The organism is Butyrivibrio sp. DSM 10294 (assembly GCF_028539135.1).
In the GTDB taxonomy this organism is placed as follows: Bacteria; Bacillota; Clostridia; order Lachnospirales; family Lachnospiraceae; genus Butyrivibrio.
Map to the genome: position 1 here is coordinate 10,369 of NZ_JANSWL010000032.1, position 26,070 is coordinate 36,438.

Consider the following 26,070-nt stretch of genomic DNA (forward strand, 5'->3'; position numbering starts at 1 on the left):
AATCCCCAGAATATCCCAAAATGCCCCGGGACTTTTTTAATAGTCCCGGGGCATATGATTGCTATAGCTAAGTCTTAGAGTCTAAGTCCCATATCTTTCTGGCGAAGGATCTTGAACCTATAGGTCTTTGAGCCTCCGATTCCATACTTCCTTGCGGCCTTCTGACTTAATGTTACCGTCATCTGGGCTGTTCCGAATCTGTCATTTCTAGTGTAGGAAATAATGTAATCACCCTCCTCATACTTAAGAGTATAGGTCTTTCCGTCATATCCAACAACGTTTAGCTCTTTTATTACAGGAAGTATGTAACATCCGCCTGCATAGGTGGTTGTGATATTTCCTTTGCTGTCTACTGTTACAGCAGTTGTGCCTGAAGCATAGCCTTCGATGTCCTCACTTGTAAATACCTTGTTGCTTCCTGTATTTCTGATAAGAGCCGCGGTTGCTGCTACATTTTCAGAATTCAGTTCCTTCTGAAGAGTATACTTCTTAGCCTTTACAGTGTATTCTGTGTAGATTTCGCTTACTGTTACGCTGTCGAATATAAGGTTCTTCTTTCCTGCGCTTGTAAGAACAAGATCATAGGTCTTTCCTGCATTCTCGCCTGCTTCTACAGTAGTATTTTCCTTAAACTCTCCTGTATATTCAGTGCTTCCAATGCTTATTATCTTGCTTCCATCAGCACTTGCCTGATACAGCTTATAGGTAGGTGCTGCCTTTCCAGCCTGGGTAGTTCCTGCGCATTTTATAAATACCTCTCCAGGAAGTGCCTTGCTGTACTGACTGTAAGGAAGGACATTTACTACTGTCTTTGCGTTTATCTTAAAGTCTACATAAGCGCTGCTTCCTACTCTATATCCGGTGGTAGATTTCTTTACCTTGATAAGAGCACGGCCTGAGCCAATCTGCTTATTACCCGTGTAGGATATAGCATAATCGCTGTTTCCTTTTCCGGAAATGGTTACTGTATCTCCATCAGGCTCAGTAACAGTAAATTCTGCCATGGCACCTGCTACATTGTAGGTAGCGTCACTTGCTGTGATAAACTTAGCATCCAGAGCCACAGGATTTCGCTTGTAGGTTACAGTGAGCTTACTGTCAGCATATGCTCCTTTACCATAGAAGAATATCTTGTAGGTTCCGGGAGCCTTGTTATCTACTACTCTTCCATCATCGAGTACATAGCTTCCGCTGATTGTCATGGTAGAATCAGACGTAACTGTCACTGCCACTTTAAGCTCACTTTTTGTAAGAGGAACATAAGTAACTTTTCCGTTAACATTCTTTTGCTTAGCTATGGTCACATCGTCAGTAGTGATGCCATTTAGTGTAACCTTGATATCCTTGGAAGATCCGTCATAAACTTCTCCTGCCTGGTTCCAGTCTATTGTAAACATGGACTGGTTAAGGGCAGATGCTTTTACAGTAACCTTAGCTATGATAGGTTCATCATACTCGGTATACGGATACTTCTTAGCAAAGTCCTCACTATCCTTAACAGATACGAATGCATTGTACTTACCGGCAGTAAGAGCCTTTGTTCCAGTTTCATCTACTTCAGCACTTTCTGACATAGGCGTAAGTGTTACAACTACCTCATCCATAGGAATAGCAACCTTCTTACCTGCCTCATTCTTAACCTTGGTGTTAATTGCTGTTACAAGGTCAGTTGCTGCAACGCCATCCTTGGAGTAGACTGCGGTAGCCTTCTTAACCTTTAGCTTACTGAACATGGTTTTGTTGTTTGCATAAACCTCAAACCTGTCAACAGCTGTTCCGTAGTAGTTACCGGTTCCGGTAAGCTTGATACGGTAGGATCCGGTTTCGGTAATGGTCTTAACAAGAGCTTTACACTGCTTGGCTGTTGTCACATCACCTGTACCGAATGTCTCCCAGAGCTTTGTCTCAGGGTTCTGCTTTTGAAGTGTCATAATTACTTCAGTTCCGACCTTATACTTAACTGTCTTTGCGTCGTTATTTACATAGGCTCCGGTAAGCTTGTCATACTTCCTCTGATAATGTACAGCCTTGGTTGTCAGGGCTATTCCGCCCTTTTTCTTAAGGATGTAGCTGTCCTTTACAATATCAGCATAGTTTCCAACTGCCTGATAAGTCTCGCCCACTGACAGAGGAAGGATATCAAAGTATACAACAGCCTTCATCTTAGCATAGTTGCCTTTACCTTTTACTATGATCTGAGGCCACTTGGCTGCCGCCTGGTCCTCACCATAGATCTGCTTGTAATAGGTCTCACCTGCTACAGCGCTTACCTTAACTGAAGCATTCTTATTATTCTTGTAACTTACTGTATAGTCCTTACCGTAAACAAGCTCATAAGCTGTTCCGTCGCTGTTCTTTGTCTTGGTATCGGTAATTGTGATATTAAGGTCATAACTTGCACTCTTTCCTGCATCTGCCTTTAGTGACTTAGGATCTGCGCTTAGTTTGTGTGCAAGACCTGAATACTTAACACCGGCAGGTGTACTTATTACTACACCGTTATCCTCACGGTCGGTAGCATAAGCACCTACATTAGCATATACATACAGGTCATTGTACAGTACCGGGATATCCTCACATGCAATTCCGCTTGAGTTATCAACAAATTCTTCAGCGGACATTGTAAAGAGCGTATCCTGAACAACATCAGTGCTGCTTCCTGTCCTGAATACAGGAGTTCCATTACTGTAGATAGCCTTTCCAACTACAGTGTAGCTAAGAATAGAAAGGTTATCGTTTGCACCAAAGAGCTTACCTGCTGCGGTATCATAGAAGCTCTTATTAGCACTTATTCCGTAGGTCTTTCCACTGTTGTAAGCTGCGAGCTTGCTTAAATATACGGGTTCAGTGGACTCACTAAGCTGCTTTCCGCTGTATTCTAAGATGTAGTGGATGATATAGAACTGCTCTAAGTAATCATCTTCGTCTATACCAAACTCAATCTCTTCACTTATGAGCTGCCACTTGGAAGCGACACTTTCTAGAGTTGCAGCAAAGCGGATCCTGATATCCACATCTCCTGCCAGCATTCCTTCTATAATGACTATTCCATCTCTTCCAATAGTAAGAGGCCCAGGTATGCTATGCCAGATACCATCACGTCCCTTATACTGAACTTCGACATTTTTACCTTTCTCTTCGCTGCCAAAGTCTACCTTTATAGTACCATTCTCATTAGCTGAATCATCCTTGGTACTTGCTTTAGGTGCTTCGGGCCGGCTTCCTATAGGATATGGAATCCACTCACTCGGTTCAGTATCATCGGTACCCTTGGTTCTTATATAAACCACGTGGTTATCAGGATCATCATCATCCAAAATATCAGTTATAGAAACAGATGAATCTCCTTCCTTCGAAGTAGGATCAAGGGTTACTTCATAATCCTCACCGGGATAGAAGACTTCCTTCGAGTTATTAACCACTATTTCCTTACTTATTTCTTCTGTAGTAGGATTCTGCGGTGTCTTCTTGCGAACTACACCCGGCTGTTTTTCAGGCGTCTTCTTAATAACTTCTTCTGTTCCATCCTCCTTGGTGATACGCTGTATTATTTCTACAGTGATCTCCTTGCCGGCATCCTCAGTAGTAATTGTATAAGACGAGTAAGTTGCTCCTTCAATAGGCTCTCCGTCTCTATACCACTGATACTCTATAATGCCTTCAAGATTCTCAGGTGAAAGTTTTACTGTAAGGACATCACCTATAACAGGTTCTCCGCCAGGTCCGCTTGGTCCATCCATAGATGCGTTATCAATTTTTCCAGGCTCTGACTGGGTGCCACCGCCTCCGCCGCCGGAGCCGCCTTCATCCTTAATCTCATCATAATAGCCTTCGCCGTCTTCATCTCCGTTCTGATAGCAGATTGCATAGGTTGAGAATAAATTACCGTATATAACTACAAAGTCTGCACCCTTAAAGAAGGTTCCGTCTTTAAATTCCTTACCTTCGCTATTATCAGGGCGTTCCTGCAAAGCAGTAAATTTCCTAAGATGTCCTTCATGATTACGGAGTATTCTGATATTGCAACGGCCACTTGTACTAAATGGAACAATGATCTCAAGAACCTGACCGGTTTCATGTACTTGACTCGTAGTAGTGGTAGGTACACTATTCTCTTCTACTTCTACCTTTCGCATGATGGACAGATCAAGGAATTCAACATTGGTGGTGTCAGCATCCTCCGAATCACCTGAATATTCGCTCTTAATTTCTTCCTGTTCAGCCTTGACTGTCTGCTGAGATGGAGTAAGGTCCTCATCAGGTTTTGAAGTCAGATCTGCCGTTTCTTTTACAGTAAGGGTAACTGTTACTGTTGCTCCACTATTCTTTTCAGCGTCTGTCATAGAATCCAGAGCTGCATCATCAAGACCACCAACAACTACTGCTGGTGCGCCGTTTTTCAAATCGACCATGCTGTTAACGGTATATGGCGGTAAGCTGAGCGTAGAACCTCCTATTATTTCGCCATTCTCTACAGTGATTTTCTTAGTAACAGTCACATCTTCGTTAGCGCCTTCCGGCGTATATGTAACAACTATGTTGTAATCACCATCAAGAATATCAGTAAATACAAACTTACCAGGAACACCACTTTGAGAAGTGTCTGCAGTAGCAATAGTCATATCTCCAATTTGAATTTCCACTTTTGCATTCTCAACAGGGTCTCCTTCAACAAGTTCACCACTATCATTTACTTGAGTTGTACATATATATCCTGAAACATCATGAACAGTAGGTTCATCAGATGTTCCTCCGCTACCTCCACCGGAGCCACCACTCGAGGTATTAGGCTTTTCAGCAATTATCGGTGTAGAGGTTGAAATAGTTTCACCACCTGCTGTGACACTTACAGTGATCACGTGGCCAACGTCGATATCCTTTATTGTATACTCTTTTCCAATTGGTATTGAATTACCAATGTCGTCAGTTTCTATTATTTCCTCTCCATCTCGATACCACGTATAAACAATTGATATATTAGGATCATCTTCATCCAGGTCAGTGGTTACAGTTATTTTTGTCTCAGATTCCGGATCATAGTAGTTCCTATTGGTACTGGAAATCTTTATTTCAGTAGGCACAGCACTTGAAATAACTTTAAAGGTATCCGTAAGTTCATTCGGATAATTTGTCAGCTTAACACGAACATCGTAGTCTCCCTTGTCAGTGACAACTACTTCTCCTCTGGAAGCTGTGCTCTGATCAATAGGATTTTCAGTGTCACTATCCTTTGTTACAGACAAAACCTTATATTCGCTGGAACTTGCTTTTCTTCCTGCGATTATTACAGTTAATGGATTATGCAGGGCCTGGCCTTCCTCATACTTCAATTCTTTTTTGCCAACTGAAAGTGCTGCCTCAACAGCTGGAGGATTTGCATCTCCACTTGGTGAGGAACCGGGAATTGAATCTACTCTGTTAATAGTAAAGCTATGAGTAGCAATACCCTGATAGTTGCCCTTACCTTTAATTGTAATTGTGTAGGTTCCTGCATTTGTTGCCTGATTGGTGTAGATTCCGTTTTCACGCTCATCACCTGTTGTTGCAGCATCAGGGTCTCCAACCTTCAGGATTTCATAATCTGTTCCTTCACTAAGTGTTACTCCGTTTACTAATACTGAAGTAAGCTTTGATGTCTGTAAAATGCCATTATAATTATGTGTTTCGGAGGTTATAACTGCTCCTGTAATGCTTCTTGGAGTAATCGTAAACTGAACATTAGTAGTTCCACTGTAGTTGTTTATACCACTTACAGAAACAGTATAAGGTTCAGAGCTTACATCCTTATATCCATCGCCGTTAACAGTATAATCTGTGCCACTTCTTAAAGTTCTGGTGGTCTCACCGTCAGTAAATACAAGCGTACCCGGCTGCTGATAGCTGCCATTGTATACCTGTGAAACGCTTCCTGTTCCGACCATAGCATCTGTCAGAGGTCTTCTCAGAATCTGTGCATAAACATACTTCTGAGAGTCGTCAGTAGGTTCGTCATTTCCACCGGCGGCATCATAGTAGAATTTATTCGTATCATCATAGAGACTGATCTTATAAGTTCCGACATCTGAGCTTCCAAAGCTGAATGTTCGCTCTATTTCTGTTTCGTCACTTACAACTCTTCCGATAGTTACATAATCAACAAGAACTGTGCCATCGCTGTTCTCAGCGTTGACTACGCGGGTATCTGCAAGGATACTTGTAGGCTGTCCCTCTTCATCCTTTGTAGTCTTTAAGGTTGCAGTAGTGGTTCCGTCATAATACTTGTTATTGGCAGTAATTCCGGTAACCTTTACTTTTCGCTTATTGATAGTCAGTGTGGCTGTGGATGCTTCTTGTGAATCTCTTGTTATAGCATATGAGGAAGTCACATCCGTATCGCCATGTTTGATAGTAACTGACTTAACATACAATACGTATGTTCCAGCACCAATTCTGCTATCTCCGATAGGAACAGTAGCTATATCACCATATGCAAGTCCGCCTGAAAGCGTATAAGTAAAGTTATTTATCTCATTTCCGGTATAAGTATAGACAACGCTGTTAGGCTTAACTGTAATCGGTCTCTTGGCTACTTTTACCCTCGCAATGGTCTTTGCAGTATCTCCCGTGCCGGATATAATGTCCGCAGGCGTATCGCTTGCAAAAGCTGTTGTAATGGCTCCGCCATCACCAACAGTAACGCTACCGCCACTGCAGGATGTAGCTCCCGTTAAGGTAAAGCCTGTAATACCATAAGGAATAGTATAAACAGGTATCTCACTTACAAGAGACTTAGCACCTGTCCCTGGATCTGTCTTTTCCTTAACATCCAGATTGATGATAATATCTTCCTGGATCTGACCGCTTGTAGGATTCTCAGGAATCTTCTTTGTGATCTCTGTCTTTCCTGGCTTAAGCGGAGTAACAGTTCCTGTAGTAGGATCAATCTTGATCACGCCGCTAGGTACAAAGACCTTACTTGATATGCTACTTGTTACAGTTCTACTAGCCTCATTGATTGTAAAGTTCTTATATGCAATAGCTTTGATACGGGTATACTGGTCAAGAGTTGTTAATCCTGCATTATACTCGATTCCTAAAGAGGATGTGGGCACAGTACCATCAGTTGTAAATCTGATGGAAGCGCCTTCTGTATCGCAGGTTATTGTAGCAGTCGCACTATTTCCATCTCCTGAAGGAGTAATAGTTATTACAGGTGCCTCAACCACGTATGTTGGCGTTGTTCTATCATACGTAGGTACAGGCTGATTATTTGAGGTATATGTCGTAGTATCCTCCGTTCCTGTCTCACAAGCAGGTGTTGGATTACTAGGTACAAGCTGCTTAGTTATGGTTACTTTCGGATTCTCCGGATGTTCCTGAGGATCCGGATCAACATATGTCTCTGTAACAGTGGTTGTAATAACCTGAACAACCACCGCATTATTTGGAGTTGTGCTTGGTGAAGGATCTCCTGTTATAGTAACAGGATTGCTTGTAGCTTTTGTCCATCCTTCTCCAATACTTATTTCATGAGTCTGTTCATCTTCGGTAGGGTTGATATCCGGGATTGGGGTATCATCTGTGTAGAACAGCTCATATGTAAACGACTTCTCTTCTTTTCTGGTACCACCTTCTATTTCTGTTATCACATCCTCAGGGACATAATCTTCATTGTAATGAGTTATGGTAACATCCACAGTATCTGGTGTTCCACCAGGTGTATATACTATGGTAGGAGCTGAAATAGGATTTGGCCCAATGCTATACGGATAAACGATGTCATCAGGCAAAGGATCAACGTTAACAGGAACGGGAACTGTTACTGTCGCAGTTTCTCCGGTAATAGGATCTCTTGATTCTATTACGCACTGGTAGATATGCTCTCCCGGCTTTAGATCCTGCGGAATATCACAGGTAGGATCACTTGATGGCGGATTGCTATCTACAGGTTCGTATACCGGCTGACCGTCTTCGTATATAGGATCGCCACTTTCATCTGTTTTTTCCTTATACCACTTATAGGTAATAATCACGTCATCATTTGTGGGATCTACATCAGTTTTAGGATCATCAACTTCTACCGATATCACATTAACTGGTCCATAACCATTAGTAAGCTCCTGTCCAATGGTCTTCTTGATTATAGGCGGAGTTATGGTATATCCATCTGAAGTAGTGGAAACGCCAATAACAACGTCGTTCTCAGGCATTTCAAAGGACTTGGTTCCATCAGCACCACTTGAAAGAGTTACGCCTCCTGCCTCAACTGTCCAGGCGGCAGTAAATCCGTCTGTTGTTATTGCACTGATTGTTACAGTATCGCCTTGAGATGCTGACGCAAACTCAGCTTCCTGCGCCTCAGAATCGCCGACTTTAATACTGATACCGGTTACTTTGCCACCGCTATTGTTATCAATAACTACTGTATGGCCCTTCTCTTGTACTTCACCAGCTGTTGGAACAGGCTGAATAACAGGATTTCCATCCTGATTGATCTCTCCACTTGCAGGAACAGCTGCAGGTGCAGCCACAATGCTGAAGGTACCAATAGACATATTGGATACAGGTTTATATCCAACTGTATTTGTCAGATCAGTACATCCATCTGTAGTAATCTTAATGTCATAAAGTCCTACTGCGAACGGCTTAACACCATCACCAAGTAGAGTCTCTGAATTATCCTGCGGATTGATAGAATAATACCTGACAATATAGCCACCTAATACGTCACTTGTTCCGGTAAGCGTCGATCCGTCAAAGGTAAGTGCAGCCGTGTCATCCGTGTTAGGAGTAAAGTTAATAACTACATCCTGGGCATTGCCATCATAGGATACTGTACCGGTCTGCAAAGTAAATCTGTCAGCTGTAAGGGTACGCCTGCTATCTTCAGGAGCCTGACTTACCCTTGTATCAATTACTGTTCCGGTATTACCTTTATTTTCCGGTTGCTCAACAATACCGCCGCCTGTTGGAGGATCGCCATTTTCCGGAATTACATAAGGTGTATAAACATAACCTATTCCGGGTTCTCCAGGCAGTATAGTTACATCTAAAGGAATGTTATCCCAATCGATATGATTTGGAGATAAGCTTCCCTGATTGTTTAGTTTAACCTTGTTAGGATTACTGTCACTTGTTACATCACTTATAGCACTTCCTCCGTTACCGCCCTTTCCTGTGGTTCCGGAATTGTTAACCATGGAATCGCCACCAGAGCCGCCCTGAATAAGTGAACCTTTCTCAAGAGTCAGGGTTCCACCCGAAGTTCCGGACAGTATTACACCAATTCCGCCATTACCGGCATCGCCGCCATTTTGTCCAATACCGCCTGTTCCTCCATAGATTCCGCGTACAGAAGAATCTATAGTGACATCTCCGGCAAAGACTTCCAGTCCGACATTTCCTGACAGTCCAATTTCATACGTCTCAGGGTCTTCAACGGATGTACTCTTTGTGGTTCCGTTTCCACCCTGAATAGATCCGCCGCCCTTAGAATCCATTACAGTAAGATTCGTTCCGGTGCCGGTCACCTTCAAAGCTGGCAGATTTTCAGTATTATCGTCAGTATGACCAGGTCCTGTCAGCGTAAATCCATTCAGATCAAGTACAATTCTCTTGTCATCGAAAGAGGTTGAATTGATTATCAATGGAGTATTTAATGTAACATCGCCTTCAAGTCTGATGACTACAGGATCTGAACTATCATCTATGGAACCCATTCCATTAAGAGGATCTTTTCCTCCGGATCTAGGAAGTGTTCCTCCAATCGCTTCACTCTCTGCCTGACCCACAGGCTCCTGTGAATTCTCAAATCCGCCGCTTGGAATATCATTTTCTCCGGTACTTCTAAATATTCCTTCGTTTTCAATACGGCTATCTGATCCAACTACAGTAAGTTTTCCTTTGTTATTGATAGTGCCACCTGACTGCTTTTTCTCAGGATCGCCGAAGTTATTTTTCGGAATCACATACTTATTGTGAATCACGCCGCCTTCCTTAACGGTCATGCCTGTGGTTCCGGGGGTAGTATTATCATTATTTATGGTTCCATAGTTAATAATGGTACCACCACCCTCAATTGTGATGGTGCCTCCCTGAGTATTGCCGATTGGCTTAGTTGTATCGTCTACTTCTAATCCAATATCATCCTCATCAAGAGTATTTGTTTCATCGTTTTCTACATCTTCAGCGGTTATTTCTTTCTTCTCATAAAGAGGTGTTTTAGGGTTCTCAATAGTTATGGTTGTATTAACAGGAACCCTAACCGGATGTTTGATTATTACTGGTCCCTGAATATAGATGTCTATCGTGGGACCTGTAGGAGCATAATTTCCGTCACCGTCTTTATATTTCTCAGACTCGTCATCTACTTTATCATTGGCTGTATCAATTGCTTCTTCAAAGGTTCCGTAATAGGTCTTTCCACCGATTACCCAACGGGCTTCTGCTGTGGAGAAAAGCTTCCAGGCAGATACCAAAGTCTTGGTACCATTAACAGTAACCGTATCACCCGGCGTTTTAATACTGCCATCAACCTTCCATCCTGCAAAATAGGAGTTTTCAGGTGACGCCGCCTTTTCCGAATCCTCAACTATTCCATGGTGCTCAGCTCCGATGCCATCTCCTACAGTCAGAGTACTTCCCTTGAAGTAAACCTTATTGTCCTTATCCAGTACAGATGGAGCATCTTCTGATGTTCCATTCTTATAGGAAGCTGTGTAGAAATCTGCTACCAAGGTTGATCCGCCAAGTGTGTTTGTAGTATCAACCTTACCAACTTCTGTAGGCCCAACGGTAACAGTACGTTTTAAGCTGGAGGTGGTCATAAGAGTATAAACACCCACGCTGTCACGCATTGCCTTTTCAACAGCTTCGCCGCTCTCTGTAACTCTTCCTGCGCTGTCAAAGGTCACCTGATCAACATCTGCAAGGCTTCCGTCAATCCTTGTATTAACGGTAAGTATATACAGATGTCCTGTAAGAGTCCTATCGCTTGCAAAGTTTGTAGTAAGGCCAGCGTCAAGACCGTTTATATAAATGTCATAATTAGTGGAAGAATCCTGGATCCTTGTCACAAACCAGTTAGTATTGCTTCTTCCTGCCAGTGCTATAGTTTCAGAGCTGCTTCTTAGCTCAACCTGATTAACTATAGTATTGGTATGCACGTTAAGGGTGTTTGTGCAGAAGGTTGAAGTTACTTCCTTGCCCTTGCCGTAACTTGCCGTTTTTCTGGTGCTTCCGATAAATGTAGGAACCTTAACACCGTCAACATATACGTCATAAGAGCCTTTTTCCTTGACGGTCTTTCTTACATGCTGCCATGTAGATACGCCATCTTCATTAAGTATCAGTGAAAGAGTAGGACCTTCTTTCACCTGATCTTCTAATACATCCTCCGGTCCTTTTCCGGCTTCATACAGTTTTACATCAGTGCTGGAATTTCCTACAATCTTAACCTTTATGGTCTCAAAGGACAGATAGATACTCTCTCCCTTTTTAACTGATCCAAGATCTGTGATCTCAGGGTAACTACCACTGGTGATATCAAAGATCTTATCTTGGGAAATCGTGGTTGTGTACTTTCCTTCAGGTCCTGCTGAAAGCGAAATTGTATCAGTCGTATCATCAGTGTTTGTAAGTACAAGTGCACCCATTTCTGTGCTGGGATCTGAATCAAGGGTAGTAAAAATAGTATATGTATAATACTGTGTTTCCGGCATCTGCTCTTCTTTGAACAGCATCTGATAAGTACCTGTTGCATCGATACCGGTCTTTTCTCTTAAAATCGGAGTAAATATGATATCTCCAGCTGTTCCATCCACTAAAGTCAGCTTATCACCCGGCTGATAAAGAGTCTTATCAGCGGTTGTAAGGGGATGATCCTCACCATCATCACTACCTATGTATTTTGCATAGTTTGTAACCTGCCAGCCAAGAAGGTAATACTTGTCTTCAGGGTTATAATCAGGGAAAATGATGGTTTTTTCCTTGGCCATCTGGTAATTTATTGTTGAAACGTTGCCGTATTTAATAATAAAGTCGTTTGAAACGAATGTATCCGGCGTTGTTGTTCCATCGCTGCCGATTACTCCGTAGCTGCCACCTGCGCCGCCTTCGCCACCGGAGCCGTTTTTATTACAAGGCGAACTTCCGCCTCTTCCGTGGGCGCCATCAGAATATCCCCAGCCGGATGTACAGTTACCGCCGTTGCCGCCTCCGCCGCCTCCGCCGCCGGGGCCGCCTCCGCCAATATCATGGGCTGTTCCGCCTGCTCCGCCGCCACCACCGGCGCCGCCTGCTCCGGCATAATAACTATTACTCCAGCCTGAACCGGAATCATTGCAACGATAATTCGATCCCCCAATACCTGATGCATCTGTATAATGAGGACCTATAGCTCCGCCGCTGTCTCCATTTGCTCCAGCAGTCGCATTAATGGTAAGACTTGTCTGAACAAACAAATCTCCCATGTTATTACCTGAGGTTCCGGCACCACCGGTTCCTCCGCTATTGCCACCATATGCGCTATCACCGGCATCAGATACATTTCCGCTGCCGCCTCCACCACCGTAACCTCCGGTTCCGCCGTCTCCTCCTATTCCGGCGCCGGCGCCACCGCCGCCTACGCCACCGGTTCCACCGGTTCCTCCACAGAACATATCGTCAGAATGCACGTAAGCATTCGCAACATTCTGGCCACCTCGTGATCCATTTGCCGCTTTACCACCGGTTGCGATGAGTGAACCCTTTCCAAGAAGATAAAGCTTTGCACCACTAGGCAGAGTTATGCCTGCTTTTCCTCCTGTAGCTCCGCTAGCAGCAGTTCCTATAGTTGTAAGTGTGCAGTCTTCCTTTACATAGATTCTTACTGTTGCATTGGCTGCGATTTCTAATCCTCCATTATAGGTAACATCAGAATCCACATAGTAAAAGCCTGTCTGTAGCGTAGTGCTTCTTCCACCAGTCAATTGGGTAATCGTTGTGGGTGTGTCTGACAAGGTATTACTTGTTGTAAATCCTTCAGTCATTACGCCGTCAGATACGGTTACTTCCACCTTGCATTCATCGTTAACACCCTCATCATCTGCAGGAACCGATCCCTTTACAGGTGTAAACACAAGATTAGTACGAAGCCATTCCTGAGCCTCAGCCATGGAAAGTCCCGGATTAAAGGTCAGGTTAAGCACATTACCTGAAATAGATTCGCCGGCTTTAAGCTTTTTCTTTGGCGTAACTTCTTCATCCCAGGCTTCTACACCGTTTACCTTTAATACTTTTACCGATGAGACATTCTTCATCTTAACCTGAGCACTCTTTATGGCCTCCTTCTTAACACCGAATCCATAAATAGCCAGGTTACCCAGACGGAAATATTCTCCGTTTGCTAAAGGCGTACCACCGTTTGCTCCTGTACGGATGTACTCGTTAACCAGAACTTCCGGGATTCCGAACTGGGCATACAAAGTCGTCTGTCCTGTGATCACGTTTGCTGTTGCACCATAATCAAAGGCAGGTTTAATTGAATACTTAACCTCAGCGGTATCGTCTTCTTCGTTGTAATCTGTCCACCTAGAAGGACTGTACCATCTAAAGCTAAGACCTTCCATATATGCATCTGAAGGAGCTTCTGCGGTACTGTTTTTCCTTACAAACTGTTTTCTGTAGTCATCAGGCTTTTCTTTATATTTTCTACCGCTCTTTACGTAAGTCTTGTAATGAACCGTGTAGAATTCCTGAGAGACTTTTTTACTATCCTCATTACTACCTGTTATCTTATTATCTGTATTGGTGTGATCTATTACTCCCTCTATGCTGACTGTATAGGGGATTTCCTGATCATTGCTGTTTAAATACTTCATGACCTGGGCAGAATAAACACCGCCGCCCTTATTGGTCATGGTGTAATTATCTCTTCCATTATCAACTACAACCGTAGCTTCATCCCAGTTTGCATCATCAAGCTTTAGATCGACCTCTGCCATATAAAATTCTGCTTCAGTCTCATAAGGGTAGGGCTGCTTTGCTTTATTCCATCCCTGAATGCTTCCTATTGTTTTAGGCGCACGCCATACATTTTTATTTATGTATTTGCCGTTCACGTAGACATAGTAAGTAGAAGGATTAGGCGATAAGTGATCCTGATATGCCTCATCCTCCTGCATCAGACCTTCAAAAACAACTGAATATCCGTCAGCTTCATTACCACTGTCAGATACGCGTTTAAGGGTCTTTTTTACTGTTCCAGCAGCATCTCTAAGGCTTACATCCGTTGTGTCAGGCCATGGCTGGTCACTGTTAAGGGTAACTTTCATGTTGTAGAAGTTAACCGTGGTGGATTCTTCCGGTTCACCTACTTCTTCTGCATGCTCTCTTCCTACTCCATTTCCCAATATGTGACCTGTATCAGTACCACCGATGACAACGTTATATTCTTTGTTATTTGTTCCATATATAGTGGTTGTAACAGTGGCATTACCACTTGTCATAGGAATACTGTCATATGACAAGTCAATTCTTCCTGGAACTTCTGAATACCCGGGATTTTGATCCTGATTATATGTGGAATGAGCAGTAAGGGTATGGAACTGAACATCTCCAATAAATGAAAGGTCTGTGATATATCTGAAGTTATCGTATTCTTCCTTTGCAGTACCCGGTCCTGCATCTATGTTGTTATCAGCCAAGGCGCTGACTTTGATATAGTCTGTATGTTTTCCGTTAACATATATTGAATATGTGCCATTTTCGAAGTAGCCAAAGTCATAGATTGCGTATTCAAGAGTATTGCCATCTGTTATCTCCTCTGAACCGGTAGTAAGGCTCTCAGTACCTTCTATTTCTTTCAGCTTCTGATTTCCTCTGTAGATTGCTACAGTAGCATCCTTCCAGGGAACGCTGTTTTTGGACAGATGAATTATTATTTTGCTTCCATACTTGTACTCATTAAATTTGTAGGCAGCACCCATTACATGCTGTGCACCGCCCGCCCAGCAGTTATACTCTGTGGGACCATAGTTCAGAGTTCCGTGCATACACCAGTCAAAGCCATCTGTAGCTCTAACTACATCTACCCAGCAGTTAATGGCATTTGATTGAAACTCTTCCCATCCTCGGGCATCATGGTTGTATGGCGCAACCTTAAGAATACCTGAACCGTCAGGCAGGATTGTCATGTAAGGCTTAGGGTTTTCAGTAGGAACAAACATATAGTAGTTGCCCTCAATAAATACTGATGCTCCCGTACCCATGACACGGGTTATGTAGTATACAACACCGTCAGATTCATCAACTTCGGCCTCCAGCAATGTTGGTCCGTCTACTGCCGGTGGATCGCCATCGGCTTTTGCAGAGAAACTCATTCCCTGGAAGCAGCCAATAATCATGGCAAATGTGATCACTACCGCCAATAATCTGCGTAATAATCCATATGTCTTTACTTTGCGCTTTTTCATGCAATGTCCCTCCTACTTTGGTTTATGGTCTCTATAAACGAAAAAAGCCGAATGGCAGGATTTTTAATCCCGTCATTCGACGTTACCTAGTTTCTCCAATATGTATTTAAAAATGGGCCCACTAATGCTGTGCTGTGCTGTGCTGTGCTGTGCTGTGCTGTGCTGTGCTGTGCTGTGCTGTGCTGTGCTCAAGGATTGTAATTGCGTAGCCCATACGTGTCAAACTTCCTTTCTTAGAAGTTCATAACGAATGTTCCTACTTTCTCCATACAATCCTCTCCAGAATAACTCACTTAATTTTAACATTTTATGAAATTATTTTTCTAAAGGTGGGATTAAAAAAGGAATAAACTTTTAAAAAGGAAGTATAAAAAAGGAACCATGCAGCATTTTGCATGATTCCTGCCTTGAACACATATTTTCCTTCAGATAGGCTGCCAATGCAGATCTGAGTATCTTCCTTATCCTTTTTCTTATACTCGGCTACTATCTGATTCCTTGTTGTCTTTCCAACAAACAGGTGCATTGTGTCTATTGAGCCGGCATAATTTGCTACCGCTTCTGCAAGATAAGTATCTGTCTTATACGCAGTTAACCTAGAAGGTGCTGTTGTGCAGTACATTGAGCTTATCTCCGTGGGGAATAGCTCCTTGATAGTTTTGACAGCTCCGGGATGAATTCGTATCCAAAGCTGAATGTGATTAGTTTTCTACCCATGATCTTTTTCTTCTTTTTACTTTGTGTTTTAAAGTTGCTGTATATGATCAGGCAGCGCCTGTTTCACATGGAAATGTATATAAAAAGAGCCGGAGCTCTTAGAATTTTAGAATCCAGCTCTTTGCAAAAATAAAAGCCCTGGAAAAATCCAAGGCTCTACAAGCAATAATAAATGTTTACTGAAGTAATAACAGTAAGAATATACCATTATTTGGGGTTGTTGTAAGCCGCGGCCGGATCTCCATAGAAATCCCCTACGCTGCAGATGCGCTTAGAATCTGGTTTTTGGTACAAAGAAGCGTCTTCATTATCGCCTCTTATGTAGAAATGCTCGGATTCTGCCAATACTCCCCAGTCCGCATCTTCTATCATGCAGCTTAAATCATAGTTACAGTCGTTCGCTGGCAGATTTTTAAGGGACTCGTCTTTTCCTGTGGCAAGCTCTTTAACCTGCTCCTTGATGCAGTGCCAGTCGTCATCGGAGGTGTCATAAGGCTTTACGGCATCTACTGAAACATATTCTTCGATAACATCACAACCATAACCATTATCAAATTCTCTTTTAGTGATAAATACCTTATACATTTCAGTGTTCTCCCTTATTTACCAAACAATCTCCTCCGGATAATTCTCAAACTCCGGGGCTGCCAGCTCGTATATACTGCAATGCTCTATTTTTGCTGAATACTCAAAGTCTCTTTTTAGCTTAAAGTAGCTCTCTGGCGGCTTCACAAAGCGCTTGGCAATGTTCCTGATTTTGTCCGGACGCTTGGCAGGATCCGTCTTGAGATACTCTAGATTGCACTTATCTACGTAATAGGTGATGTAGTCAAAGTATGTATGCTCAAAGTTATATGGAGACTTTGCTCTTTCAATCTCCTTATAAATCGATTTGAATCCCTCTGGACCAATAACATCACCAAGAGCCTTCAGAACAGCGCCGGAGAACAATTTTATTAGAGCCTGGTCCTTGATATAGTCATGAAGTCCGATGTTTCTTTGGAAAAGCTCATCATTCTTATATATTTCATAGTTTTCCCTGCAAAAAGCAAACATCTCTTCCACTGACAGTGCGACAAATACAGCCTCTGGGAAAAGAATATTCACGCTGTAGTGTACATTCTCTTTGGGCAGGACCTTTCCATGCCACTTTTGTAGCTCAGGAGTTACATTGTTATCCGCAAAAAGGATTTCTCTATCGCCCTGATATGCATGCCTGATATCGTAGCATACTCCAAGTAATCTGTTTTTGACGCCCCAATACGGGTCATCATAACTGTCTTCCGGGCCAGTCATACTGTAGATGCTATCGACTAGCTCGTAAAAGTCCTGGAATTCCCCTTCAACACATACGCCGGTCAGATTTTCTGTGGGTTTAGCGTAGATCATACCGTTCTCCTCGATAGGTGGTAAACAAATTCGGTAGCGTAGATGGTAAACTTTTTCGTTAGCGATTATGCCTATTTAGATTAAAACCTTCCTGGCATCGTGCATGTCAGAATAGCCCATGGCTCAGTTCTTTAGTTACGCCATACCACAGTTCTACCTGTTTTGGCCAGATACTTGATTCCGGACTTCATTTCAATGTCAAATCCGGAATACTTTTTGTTTATTTCTTCCGCTGTTTAAGGACTGTCCGCTTCAATGTAGTCTGTGTAGTAGTCATCGTCTTCAACTCCATGATATTCTGAAAACTGAACAAGCACATATCCTCCGCAGTTCTCGCATTGACATAAAACCCGTTCGCCTTCATTCCAGGTATAGAGCGGATGATCATAATCAGCGTCATTGTACTGGATAATGCGCTTAAGCTTCATGTGCTCATAGGCTTCATTTGGGTTCTCGATACTAAAGGCTTTGCATGTACTCATGGTGTTGCCCTCCACAGACTTCTACATGTCGTCAATTCGGTGACACTTTCACTTATAAGTCCTATTTTATTCAGTCACCGCATATTCCTCCATCACTTAAGAAGCTTTGAAAACTCAAGCGCTTTACCAACATCACCATCAACCTTAAGCTTGCCAATTGTAAATGCCGCAACAGGATCAAGCTTGCCGGAAATCAGCTTATTGAAATCATCAGACTTTATTGTTATTGCGCAGTTTCTGTCGTGATAGTCGTAAGGCTCAACATTGATCTTGTGGTCCTTGACCTCAACATAAAAAACATTTGGCTCAGTATCTGTGAGATTGACCTGCACTGCAAGAAAATCTACATTGCTGACATCTGCCTTCTCGGCAAGTTTTCTTACTTTTGACAATACCGTTTCAAACTTCATGTTCCTGATCCTCCTTTTTTTCTAATAAACTTCGCATCTCTACCTGTATCATCACTTACAAATCTTAAGGTTGTATTTTTTCACAATTTCATCACAACACTTTAAGCTTCGTTTAATGTTCGTGTCTTAATATAAAACCATCAAGAAGAACAAAGCTTCTTGATCCCCACACACAACATTTTTTTCATTCATCACACAAACCCCTTCGGCTCCCACACCCCGGAGGGTCCTCCCTACAATAGCGCCGCTGGTCTTTTTCTCATATAAAAAAGGTCAGCGGCTTCATAATTATAAAGGCGGCTATATCCATTATACCCCAAGAGGTCTTTATTATCTTAGAAAAAATGAGCTGGGATCTTTATTCCCAGCTCATTAAATAGCGCTTATCATGTAACTTACAGGCAATTAGTTTTTGTTATATTTGGGTGGTAAACAAATTCGGTAGCGCAGGTGGTAAACTTTTTCGCTAGCGCTTATACCTATCTAGATTAAAACCTTTCCGGCGTGCCATGGCAAGGAGCTGTTCCGGGGAGGCCTCTTGGGTATCGCACATGTCAGAATAGCCCATGGCACCGGTAATTGTTACCATCTGAGCACCATATTCTTCCATCAGGTCCAGACGGAGACGTTCGTAATCAATATTTTCATTATTGTTGTTATGTGAAAAAAGTCCCATATTCTTTAGAAAGGAAAGCCCAGCTGACCTTACGTATCCCCTACCAGACCTGTTTGCCTGTGGCGATAAACTCTTACTACTCAGAGGATAGATCATTTCATTCAGAGTTTATTTATCATGAACACAAATCGTTTGATTATTTCTTCTTAAAAATCATCGCCAAAATCTCCGGCGAAATCATCCGGATCATAGCCTGCATCTTCGATGGCTTCTCTGGCTTCGTCCGCATCCATGAACTCGATATCATCCAAAAGATCCGCTTCCTCATCGTATGCCTCAGGTTCATCTTGTGCAAAAATGGTAGTCTACCGGTCTTCTTATCTCAAGCTAGGGTCTGAACTGTAACGATTATTCTGTATCATTACCTCATCAAGCAAAAGCTTGAACCTCCCAAACACATATACTTTTTCATTATTCATTTCAAAGCTGCCGTCCCCCTCTTATTACTGGCAGCTTACTCTAAAAATAAACGGGCAGAACGCCGACTATCCAATGGTGTTCTGCCCTAAATCTTTTCTATATTCCTAAAAATCTCCCAAAATGGAGGATGGGCTGATCGCGATGACCAGCCCATGAAAATGAAAAAGAAGCAATGTGTGTTTTCTTACTGTCTATTATTATGGTACAATCTCCGGCTGAATAAAGAATAAACAAGCCTTGAACAAATTGTTAACATCATTTCCCTACACTACACCACAAAAAAGGACCGGAAGAATCAATCTCCCGATCCTTAACATCTCAATATGAATTACTTCTTAGCTCCGTTAACTGTATCCTTAAGAGCCTTACCAGCCTTGAACTTAGGAACTGTAGCTGCAGGAATCTTAATAGCTGCGCCAGTCTGAGGATTCTTACCTGTTCTTGCTGCTCTCTTAGCAGTCTCGAATGTTCCGAATCCAACGAGCTGAACTTTGCCCTTCTTCTTAAGCTCCTTTGATACTACGTCTGTGAAAGCCTTAACTGCCTTCTCAGAAGCTGCTTTTGTAAGACCTGTCTGCTTTGCGATAGCTTCTACTAATTCTGTCTTGTTCATTTATTTTTTCCTCCTCAAGAAAATGTTTTTTAGGTTGTAATCACCTTATCGTTGTAGCGAGCAAAACACTACCACAAAAGCGTAATACAGTTAATGCACCATGTCAAATATAGTTGAGCTGTCATTAAGAATTTTAAGTTCTCCATCACTGCTCTTTGTATCATGATTGTATCGAATCAACCCGTCAAAGTACTTATTGATCTCAGTAATATCCGTATTGGGGTTTGCATTCAGTTTTATTTCAGCCTGAGGAAATAAAATGGACATGAAAACATTTGCCAAATATTCCTTCTCTGGATCAATATCTATGTCAAAAAAAGCAGGTGCATATTCTACATCGCCATTTATAAAATGACCAAGCTCATGCGCGCATAATATTTTCCGTGAAAGACTATCAGCAAATTTTGTTATAAAAATAGTTGCTCCATAAGCATCTCTTGTAATAAATGCTTTTACATTATCCGTAAGTGCAGTAAAAATCACGCGAATCCCCAATTGTCTTGCTATATAAAAAGGATCATGATTTATAAAACGGTTTATTATTTCGTTAGCAGCAATTATTGTTTTCATCTGCTTTTCCGCAGAAACATCTTTCGCTTTCACGGTTACCCCTCCTCCCAATTGCTATTTTCGTTGATATTTTTTCATAACATTTGCTACAGTAATAATGTCATCTTCACTTAACTTCTCTCGAAAACAAGCAGCAACTCCTGTATCTGCTTGCTCAAGATATGAAATTGCATCATCATACTCTGCAATCTCCTTACCATCAAGAAATTTTGCCTGTATTGCTTGAAGCTTCGCGGAATAATTCATGTTTTGATTTAAATCAATTACATACTGAATTGCCTTTTGTCTACCCTCTGGAGTTAACTCTCGAAAATTATTAAGCAGCACGGACTCGTCCGTCTTTGCTTCGTCATTCAATGTAATAACTGAATTTCTAGCCACGTCAAACCCCATAACCCAGGCTGGCGCAACATGAAAAGCATCAGCAATCTTCTTTGCAGTAGAATTTGATGGGGAGTTCTTTCCATTAAGGTACTGGGATACAGATCCCTTATTCACTCCTGTCTTTTCAGCAAATCGCTGTTGACTTCCTTCGCAATACTCTTGAATCAGTTGCTTTATCCTTTGAACCGATTGAACCTCATACCTAGTTAACTCATGTTTTTTCTCCATTCATTCCACCCCTTCCTGTCTCCCATTCTATCACTCGGTTTAACTTCATGCAACTTTCTGTTTAACTTGGCAAACTTCCTCTTGACTCCATGCGTTTGACCATGTTAAACTTTGTTTAACAAATCTAACCATATCCCTATGCGCGAAAGGACATGAGATTACACATTCCCGGACAATAGCTCAATTGCCGGCATAAACAGGAGAAAAACCATGACAAGTAAACAAATGCGTGATGACCCTCTTTTTATGCGAAATGAATTCGAAACCGAGGGTAAATATGGATTTCCAATAATACATAAACAACAACTAAATATTGATAACATTGACCTTATAGCATGCTCAGATGTAAGTACCCATGATACTAAAAATCTTCATAAAGGTGTACATTTCTTTGTTGATGATTACAGGTTTGAATCTACGTACTATCATCCAGAAAAAGCTCTGAAAAGATACGGAAAATACAGATTCCTGCTGACTCCAGATTTTTCACTATATAGTGATATGAGTCCTTGGCGCCAGATAGAATCTATCGGCAAATCAAGATGGGTAGGCGCATATTGGCAAAAAGAAGGCAAGATTGTTGTTCCCACCATTAGCTGGGGATCCAGCAGAAGCTTTGAGTTTTGCTATGACGCAATTGAAAAGCATTGCATAGTTGCCGTGGGGATGATCGGTTGTAAAGGCAATAAAAAAGCCTTTCTTAGAGGTTACTACCAACTGCTAATAAACATAGAGCCGGAGGCTATTATCTGTTTGGGCACACCTTTTAAGGAAATGGAAGGAAATCTCATTGTTGTTGATTACTTAAGCTCCAGAAAGGGGGACAATTGATATGGGCGGAAGAGGAACCTTTGCAGTCGGTAACAATGTGCCGTATAGTTATGAAGTAGACACTTCATTTTCACCAGATGGCAAATATAATGGAGTAAAAGTATTAAAAGGCATCCCTGGCTCCGGTAAACACAGTCTTCCTGAATCATCTCATTCCAGCATAGCTTACATTAAGATGAATTCTGACGGAACATTCAATATGATGAGAATTTATGATAAGAATCACAATCTAAGAATAGAGATTGCTTATCATCCAGAGGACATATCCGGCCTAAAAACCAAAACAAAGGTATTGCACTACCATGAATACAGTACTGATTTTAGCCAAACAAAAGCAGGGCCTTTCGAAAGGACCACAAAGATATTGCACAAAAACTCTAAGCTGTACAAAAAGTATAAAAAATACTTTAAAGGAGTTACATAACAATGAAAAATGGTAATATCAACGAATTTATTGACAAGCTCTGGGGTGGAGAAGAATTAATTTATACCTACAATGGTAAGAAATATTTCTCTCAAGGATATATTCTTGATGACGGAAGATATCGCTTTGAACTTCAACAATGGGAACCAGAAGGTAATTTGTTATGGAAAGTAGAAGGCTTTAGCAACCAAGAGAGTCTGGAAAAATTCCTAAAAGAGCCCCTGTTTGATGGGAAAACATTCTGGGAGATTGAAAAAGACGCAGAATGGGTTGACGAGTGAATTCCTAAAGAATGCGATCAAACGCAGTCCGTCCGCCTAAAGCGGGCGCAGCCGATAGGCTGCTATAAGATGCACGCGACTTTAGTCGTGTAAGGCTTCACACTAAAAGTAATGCCCCCGCAACTTGCGAGGGCATTAGACTATTGGACTTATAATATATATGCTTTTTGCATATTCTTTATAGGAGGTTCGCGAAAAAAATCAAAGTTTACGCTTGGCATCAATATTCCTGATGCGAGATTCACCAATAATTCCTGCGTCTGTCTTCTAATTCGATCAGCGCGTCATAATATAGCTGCTGAAGTTCAGCTTTGCTTAAACTGTTTACATAATCACGAAGTTCATCGTAATGACGCTGTTCTTCCTCTTCTTCCTCTTTTTCCCACTCTTCTACTTGTTTGAGGAAATCCTTAGCAGCTTTGGGTTCTGCAGTAAAATAAAGAGCAATCATATGCTTACAGATAACTCTGCGTCCATCAGCAAAAGGACAAGTACAGGTGGATTTTCTAGGATGTTCCAAATCCACGTGCACATGGTAAAGCTCAGTGCCTTTTACTACACCGTCATAAGAGGTAGCACTTGTTTTCTCTACGGACTCTACCTTTTTGTTATTATAATAATCCATGCCACGCCAAACCGAGTTGCCGCTGGCGATTTCAATAAGTCCCATACTACTCAGTCACCCCAAATTCTTTCATCAAACTGTCAAACCTTGCCTGTTCTTTCTCCTTAATGGGCTTGGAAAGATCATTCATGCAGTGATGGATAACATCTGCATCCTTGAGAACCTCATCCATAGGGCTGTCAACAGTCAGCTTGTCATCATGATGATAAATTGCTGAACAGATGATGTCTGTCTCCTCAGGTGTTGTAAGTTCAAGCTTTGTGAGGACCTTTCTGGCATAATCTGCACCAAGGTGAGCATGGTCATCATAAGAGCCGGTCTTGTAAGCATGCATGTCATGGAGCATAGCAGCCATAGCTGCAAGCTCCGGATCCAGGCCTCTTTTCTTAGCAATCATCTGCGCTGCAAGAGATACACCGTACAAATGCGATATTGCACTGGTCCTTTTATCCTCGTCTTCTATCTTGTTAAGCTTCTTATCTACATACTTTCTCAAGTCTTTTAATCTGCTCATCGTGGATCCTCCATCATCCGGCAACCAAAAACTGTGCGCTTATAGGATACCGATTCAGACTATCCCCTTCGCTGCTAACTCCTGAATCCAATACAATCTTGGTTATCTTATATGTTCCAGGTTCAAGCTTTCCGTAAAGCCATTCCCAGTTAGTTTCAATCTCAGCTTCCCCGTTCTTTGGAATATTGTAGCCAATATCAGTAAAAACTCCGTTATCAATTATCATCGGAACCGCTACCCACTTCTCACCTTCAAGCTTCTCAAGTGTGTAGCCATCTCCATATGTTAGCTCGCTGCTGCTCTTATCATCGTATTGTCTGAAATGAACAGTCAGTCCTGAGGTCGTCACATTACTAACACTCATCATGAGTCCAAGAGCCTCAACTTCAGAATCTGAAATGTACTGTCCTATTCCGCCTTCAGTCTTGCTGGGATCAAACTTAAGCGTATCCAAAATAGTATCTGCTTCTTCCCACATATAGCTTATCCAGGAATCGCAGTCTATGCTCTGGGCTACTATTTGCGGACGCTCGTCTCCAAAAGTAATGAAATCCCAATGCTCATGATCATCATATGTACCAACATGCGCGGTATATCCCGCTAATGTAATCTCTTCCTGTGAAAGTCCTGTTCCGCAAACGCCAAAGCTGTCTGAGTAAAATAGCTCTATCTGCCCTGCATCTGCAGATTTTGGTTTTAGTATCAATCCATAGAGGCCATAAGTGAGCTTCCCATCATCCACTGCAGAAATCTCCGCAGTCCATCCTTCAGGAATAACTACAGACATCTCTCCATAGGGTCCGCCAGCTGCAGCAGTCTTCTTTTCATATGCACTTCCCGTGACAAAAGAACTCCATTCGCCATAAACTCTGTCGGCTCCTTCACCATTAAAAGCCCTTACTCTTATTCTGAAATCAAAATAATCCTGGGCACCGGTAACATAAGAATTATCGGCGACCTCAACTGTTTCAGGTTCTCTGTACTCTTTTTCTGAATAGTACTTATTCTCCTCAGAGACTTCGTATCCATCAGCACCTTCAACAGGATCCCATTCGAAATAAACCTCAGCGCAGTCTTCTCCCGGTCTCAAAACTCCGTCTTTCACCGCAGGCACACCAAGAGTGCTGGCTTCAACCGCTTCCGGTTCACTCACTGTGCTGGAAGCAGCTCCGCTATCTGCCACATTATTGTTTCCACAACCTACAGCAACAATCGTCATAAGTATTAACATGGCGACACATAATCTTTTCATACTGCTCCTCCAGTGTTCAATCACAGTCAAAAACGGCTATATCCATTATACCCCAATAGGCACGTATTATCTCAGAAAAAATGAGCCGGAATCTTCAATCCCAGCTCATTTAAAAGCGCTTACCCTGTAACTTACAGGCAATTAGTTTTTGTTATATTGGGGCGGTAAAAAAATTGGGTAGCGCAGGTGGTACACTTTTTCACTCAAGCATTCCCATTTATAGAATCAGTTTTTTTCTCACCGTATATGTATTGCCGGACAGTTCAAAGATTTCAAAGCCGGCCTTTTCATATAATCGTAACGGTCCGGTAAAAGCCATTTCTATATTCTCTCCATCCTTTACCGGATATGCTTCAACATATTTGTATCCTTCGAGCTTTGCATCATCACAGATTCTACGTAAAAACTGAGTTGCAATTCCCTTACCTCGGTACTCCGGAGAAATTTCAAAACATACTATAGCCTTAACTTCACCTGGAGCAATGTTATGTGTGTATTCCTCATCATCAGGCAAAGTATGCAGATCAAATTCACCGGTTCTATAGTAGCTTAACCTGTCATTCGAATTACACCAGCCTATTGCTATTCCATTTTCTGCTCTCCTCGTAAGACAAACTGCCGAGTTAACGTTCTGATTTATTCTGAAATTTAATCACAAATCTGAATTTATATAAGCGTATAACCTCTGAACCCGCGCACGGAATAGTACGAATCCGCCCCGTTATGGAATGTGAAAACCCTTCCGTAACGTCGTTCGCAGAACAATGCACCGCCCTTGTCGCGAATATCATCCGGCGTAGTGATCCAACTTGACGTTTTCAAA

Annotated in this window: 17 protein-coding genes; 3 read left to right on the top strand and 14 right to left on the bottom strand. The window is 42.2% G+C overall.

Annotated features, from left to right (window positions below; genetic code table 11):
• Window positions 1-74: 74 nt before the first annotated feature.
• From NXH67_RS00760 to NXH67_RS00800, 9 genes are all read right to left on the bottom strand, one after another.
• Window positions 75-15,431: an FN3 associated domain-containing protein gene (locus tag NXH67_RS00760; RefSeq protein WP_272796021.1), complete on the bottom strand. Its 15,357-nt coding sequence runs from the start codon at window positions 15,429-15,431 to the stop codon at window positions 75-77.
• Between the two features lie 307 nt (window positions 15,432-15,738).
• Window positions 15,739-16,053, bottom strand: coding sequence for a hypothetical protein (locus NXH67_RS00765; RefSeq protein WP_272796022.1), 315 nt, complete (start codon window positions 16,051-16,053; stop codon window positions 15,739-15,741).
• Window positions 16,054-16,355: 302 nt separating this feature from the next.
• The gene (locus tag NXH67_RS00770; protein WP_022779491.1) at window positions 16,356-16,733 is read right to left on the bottom strand and encodes a hypothetical protein; all 378 of its coding nucleotides are present in this window, start codon (window positions 16,731-16,733) and stop codon (window positions 16,356-16,358) included.
• An 18-nt stretch (window positions 16,734-16,751) separates the two neighbouring features.
• Window positions 16,752-17,537, bottom strand: coding sequence for a DUF6904 family protein (locus NXH67_RS00775; protein ID WP_022779490.1), 786 nt, complete (start codon window positions 17,535-17,537; stop codon window positions 16,752-16,754).
• A gap of 236 nt (window positions 17,538-17,773) precedes the next feature.
• Window positions 17,774-18,019: a hypothetical protein gene (locus NXH67_RS00780; RefSeq protein ID WP_022779489.1), complete on the bottom strand. Its 246-nt coding sequence runs from the start codon at window positions 18,017-18,019 to the stop codon at window positions 17,774-17,776.
• 92 nt (window positions 18,020-18,111) lie between these two features.
• A complete protein-coding gene (locus tag NXH67_RS00785) occupies window positions 18,112-18,429 on the bottom strand; it encodes an SCP2 sterol-binding domain-containing protein (protein ID WP_022779488.1) in 318 nt (105 codons plus the stop codon).
• Window positions 18,430-19,853: 1,424 nt separating this feature from the next.
• The gene (locus NXH67_RS00790; RefSeq protein WP_022779485.1) at window positions 19,854-20,138 is read right to left on the bottom strand and encodes an HU family DNA-binding protein; all 285 of its coding nucleotides are present in this window, start codon (window positions 20,136-20,138) and stop codon (window positions 19,854-19,856) included.
• 90 nt (window positions 20,139-20,228) lie between these two features.
• Window positions 20,229-20,741 (bottom strand): ImmA/IrrE family metallo-endopeptidase, encoded by a 513-nt coding sequence (locus tag NXH67_RS00795; protein ID WP_022779484.1) that lies wholly within the window; start codon window positions 20,739-20,741, stop codon window positions 20,229-20,231.
• A gap of 21 nt (window positions 20,742-20,762) precedes the next feature.
• Window positions 20,763-21,320, bottom strand: a complete 558-nt coding sequence (locus tag NXH67_RS00800; RefSeq protein ID WP_272796024.1) for a helix-turn-helix domain-containing protein — start codon at window positions 21,318-21,320, stop codon at window positions 20,763-20,765.
• 210 nt (window positions 21,321-21,530) lie between these two features.
• Here NXH67_RS00800 and NXH67_RS00805 point away from each other — a divergent pair, with 210 nt between their 5' ends.
• From NXH67_RS00805 to NXH67_RS00815, 3 genes are read left to right on the top strand one after another with little or no spacing between them, the layout of a single operon-like run.
• Complete coding sequence (locus tag NXH67_RS00805) at window positions 21,531-22,151, top strand: DUF4417 domain-containing protein (RefSeq protein ID WP_051139954.1); 621 nt, start codon at window positions 21,531-21,533, stop codon at window positions 22,149-22,151.
• A 1-nt stretch (window position 22,152) separates the two neighbouring features.
• A complete protein-coding gene (locus NXH67_RS00810) occupies window positions 22,153-22,575 on the top strand; it encodes a hypothetical protein (RefSeq protein WP_022779482.1) in 423 nt (140 codons plus the stop codon).
• A 2-nt stretch (window positions 22,576-22,577) separates the two neighbouring features.
• A complete protein-coding gene (locus tag NXH67_RS00815; protein ID WP_022779481.1) occupies window positions 22,578-22,856 on the top strand; it encodes a hypothetical protein in 279 nt (92 codons plus the stop codon).
• A 241-nt stretch (window positions 22,857-23,097) separates the two neighbouring features.
• Here NXH67_RS00815 and NXH67_RS00820 read toward each other — a convergent pair whose 3' ends face one another.
• The 5 genes from NXH67_RS00820 to NXH67_RS18365 form a co-directional block, all read right to left on the bottom strand.
• Window positions 23,098-23,526 (bottom strand): SWIM zinc finger family protein, encoded by a 429-nt coding sequence (locus tag NXH67_RS00820; protein ID WP_022779480.1) that lies wholly within the window; start codon window positions 23,524-23,526, stop codon window positions 23,098-23,100.
• Between the two features lies 1 nt (window position 23,527).
• Window positions 23,528-23,995 carry an HD domain-containing protein gene (locus NXH67_RS00825; RefSeq protein ID WP_272796025.1) on the bottom strand — a complete coding sequence of 156 codons (468 nt, stop codon included), beginning with the start codon at window positions 23,993-23,995 and terminating at the stop codon, window positions 23,528-23,530.
• A gap of 13 nt (window positions 23,996-24,008) precedes the next feature.
• Complete coding sequence (locus NXH67_RS00830; RefSeq protein ID WP_272796026.1) at window positions 24,009-25,247, bottom strand: immunoglobulin-like domain-containing protein; 1,239 nt, start codon at window positions 25,245-25,247, stop codon at window positions 24,009-24,011.
• Between the two features lie 217 nt (window positions 25,248-25,464).
• Window positions 25,465-25,761 (bottom strand): GNAT family N-acetyltransferase, encoded by a 297-nt coding sequence (locus NXH67_RS00835; RefSeq protein ID WP_272796028.1) that lies wholly within the window; start codon window positions 25,759-25,761, stop codon window positions 25,465-25,467.
• 152 nt (window positions 25,762-25,913) lie between these two features.
• The gene (locus NXH67_RS18365; protein ID WP_334305010.1) at window positions 25,914-26,069 is read right to left on the bottom strand and encodes a DUF4256 domain-containing protein; all 156 of its coding nucleotides are present in this window, start codon (window positions 26,067-26,069) and stop codon (window positions 25,914-25,916) included.
• Between the last annotated feature and the right edge of the window lies 1 nt (window position 26,070).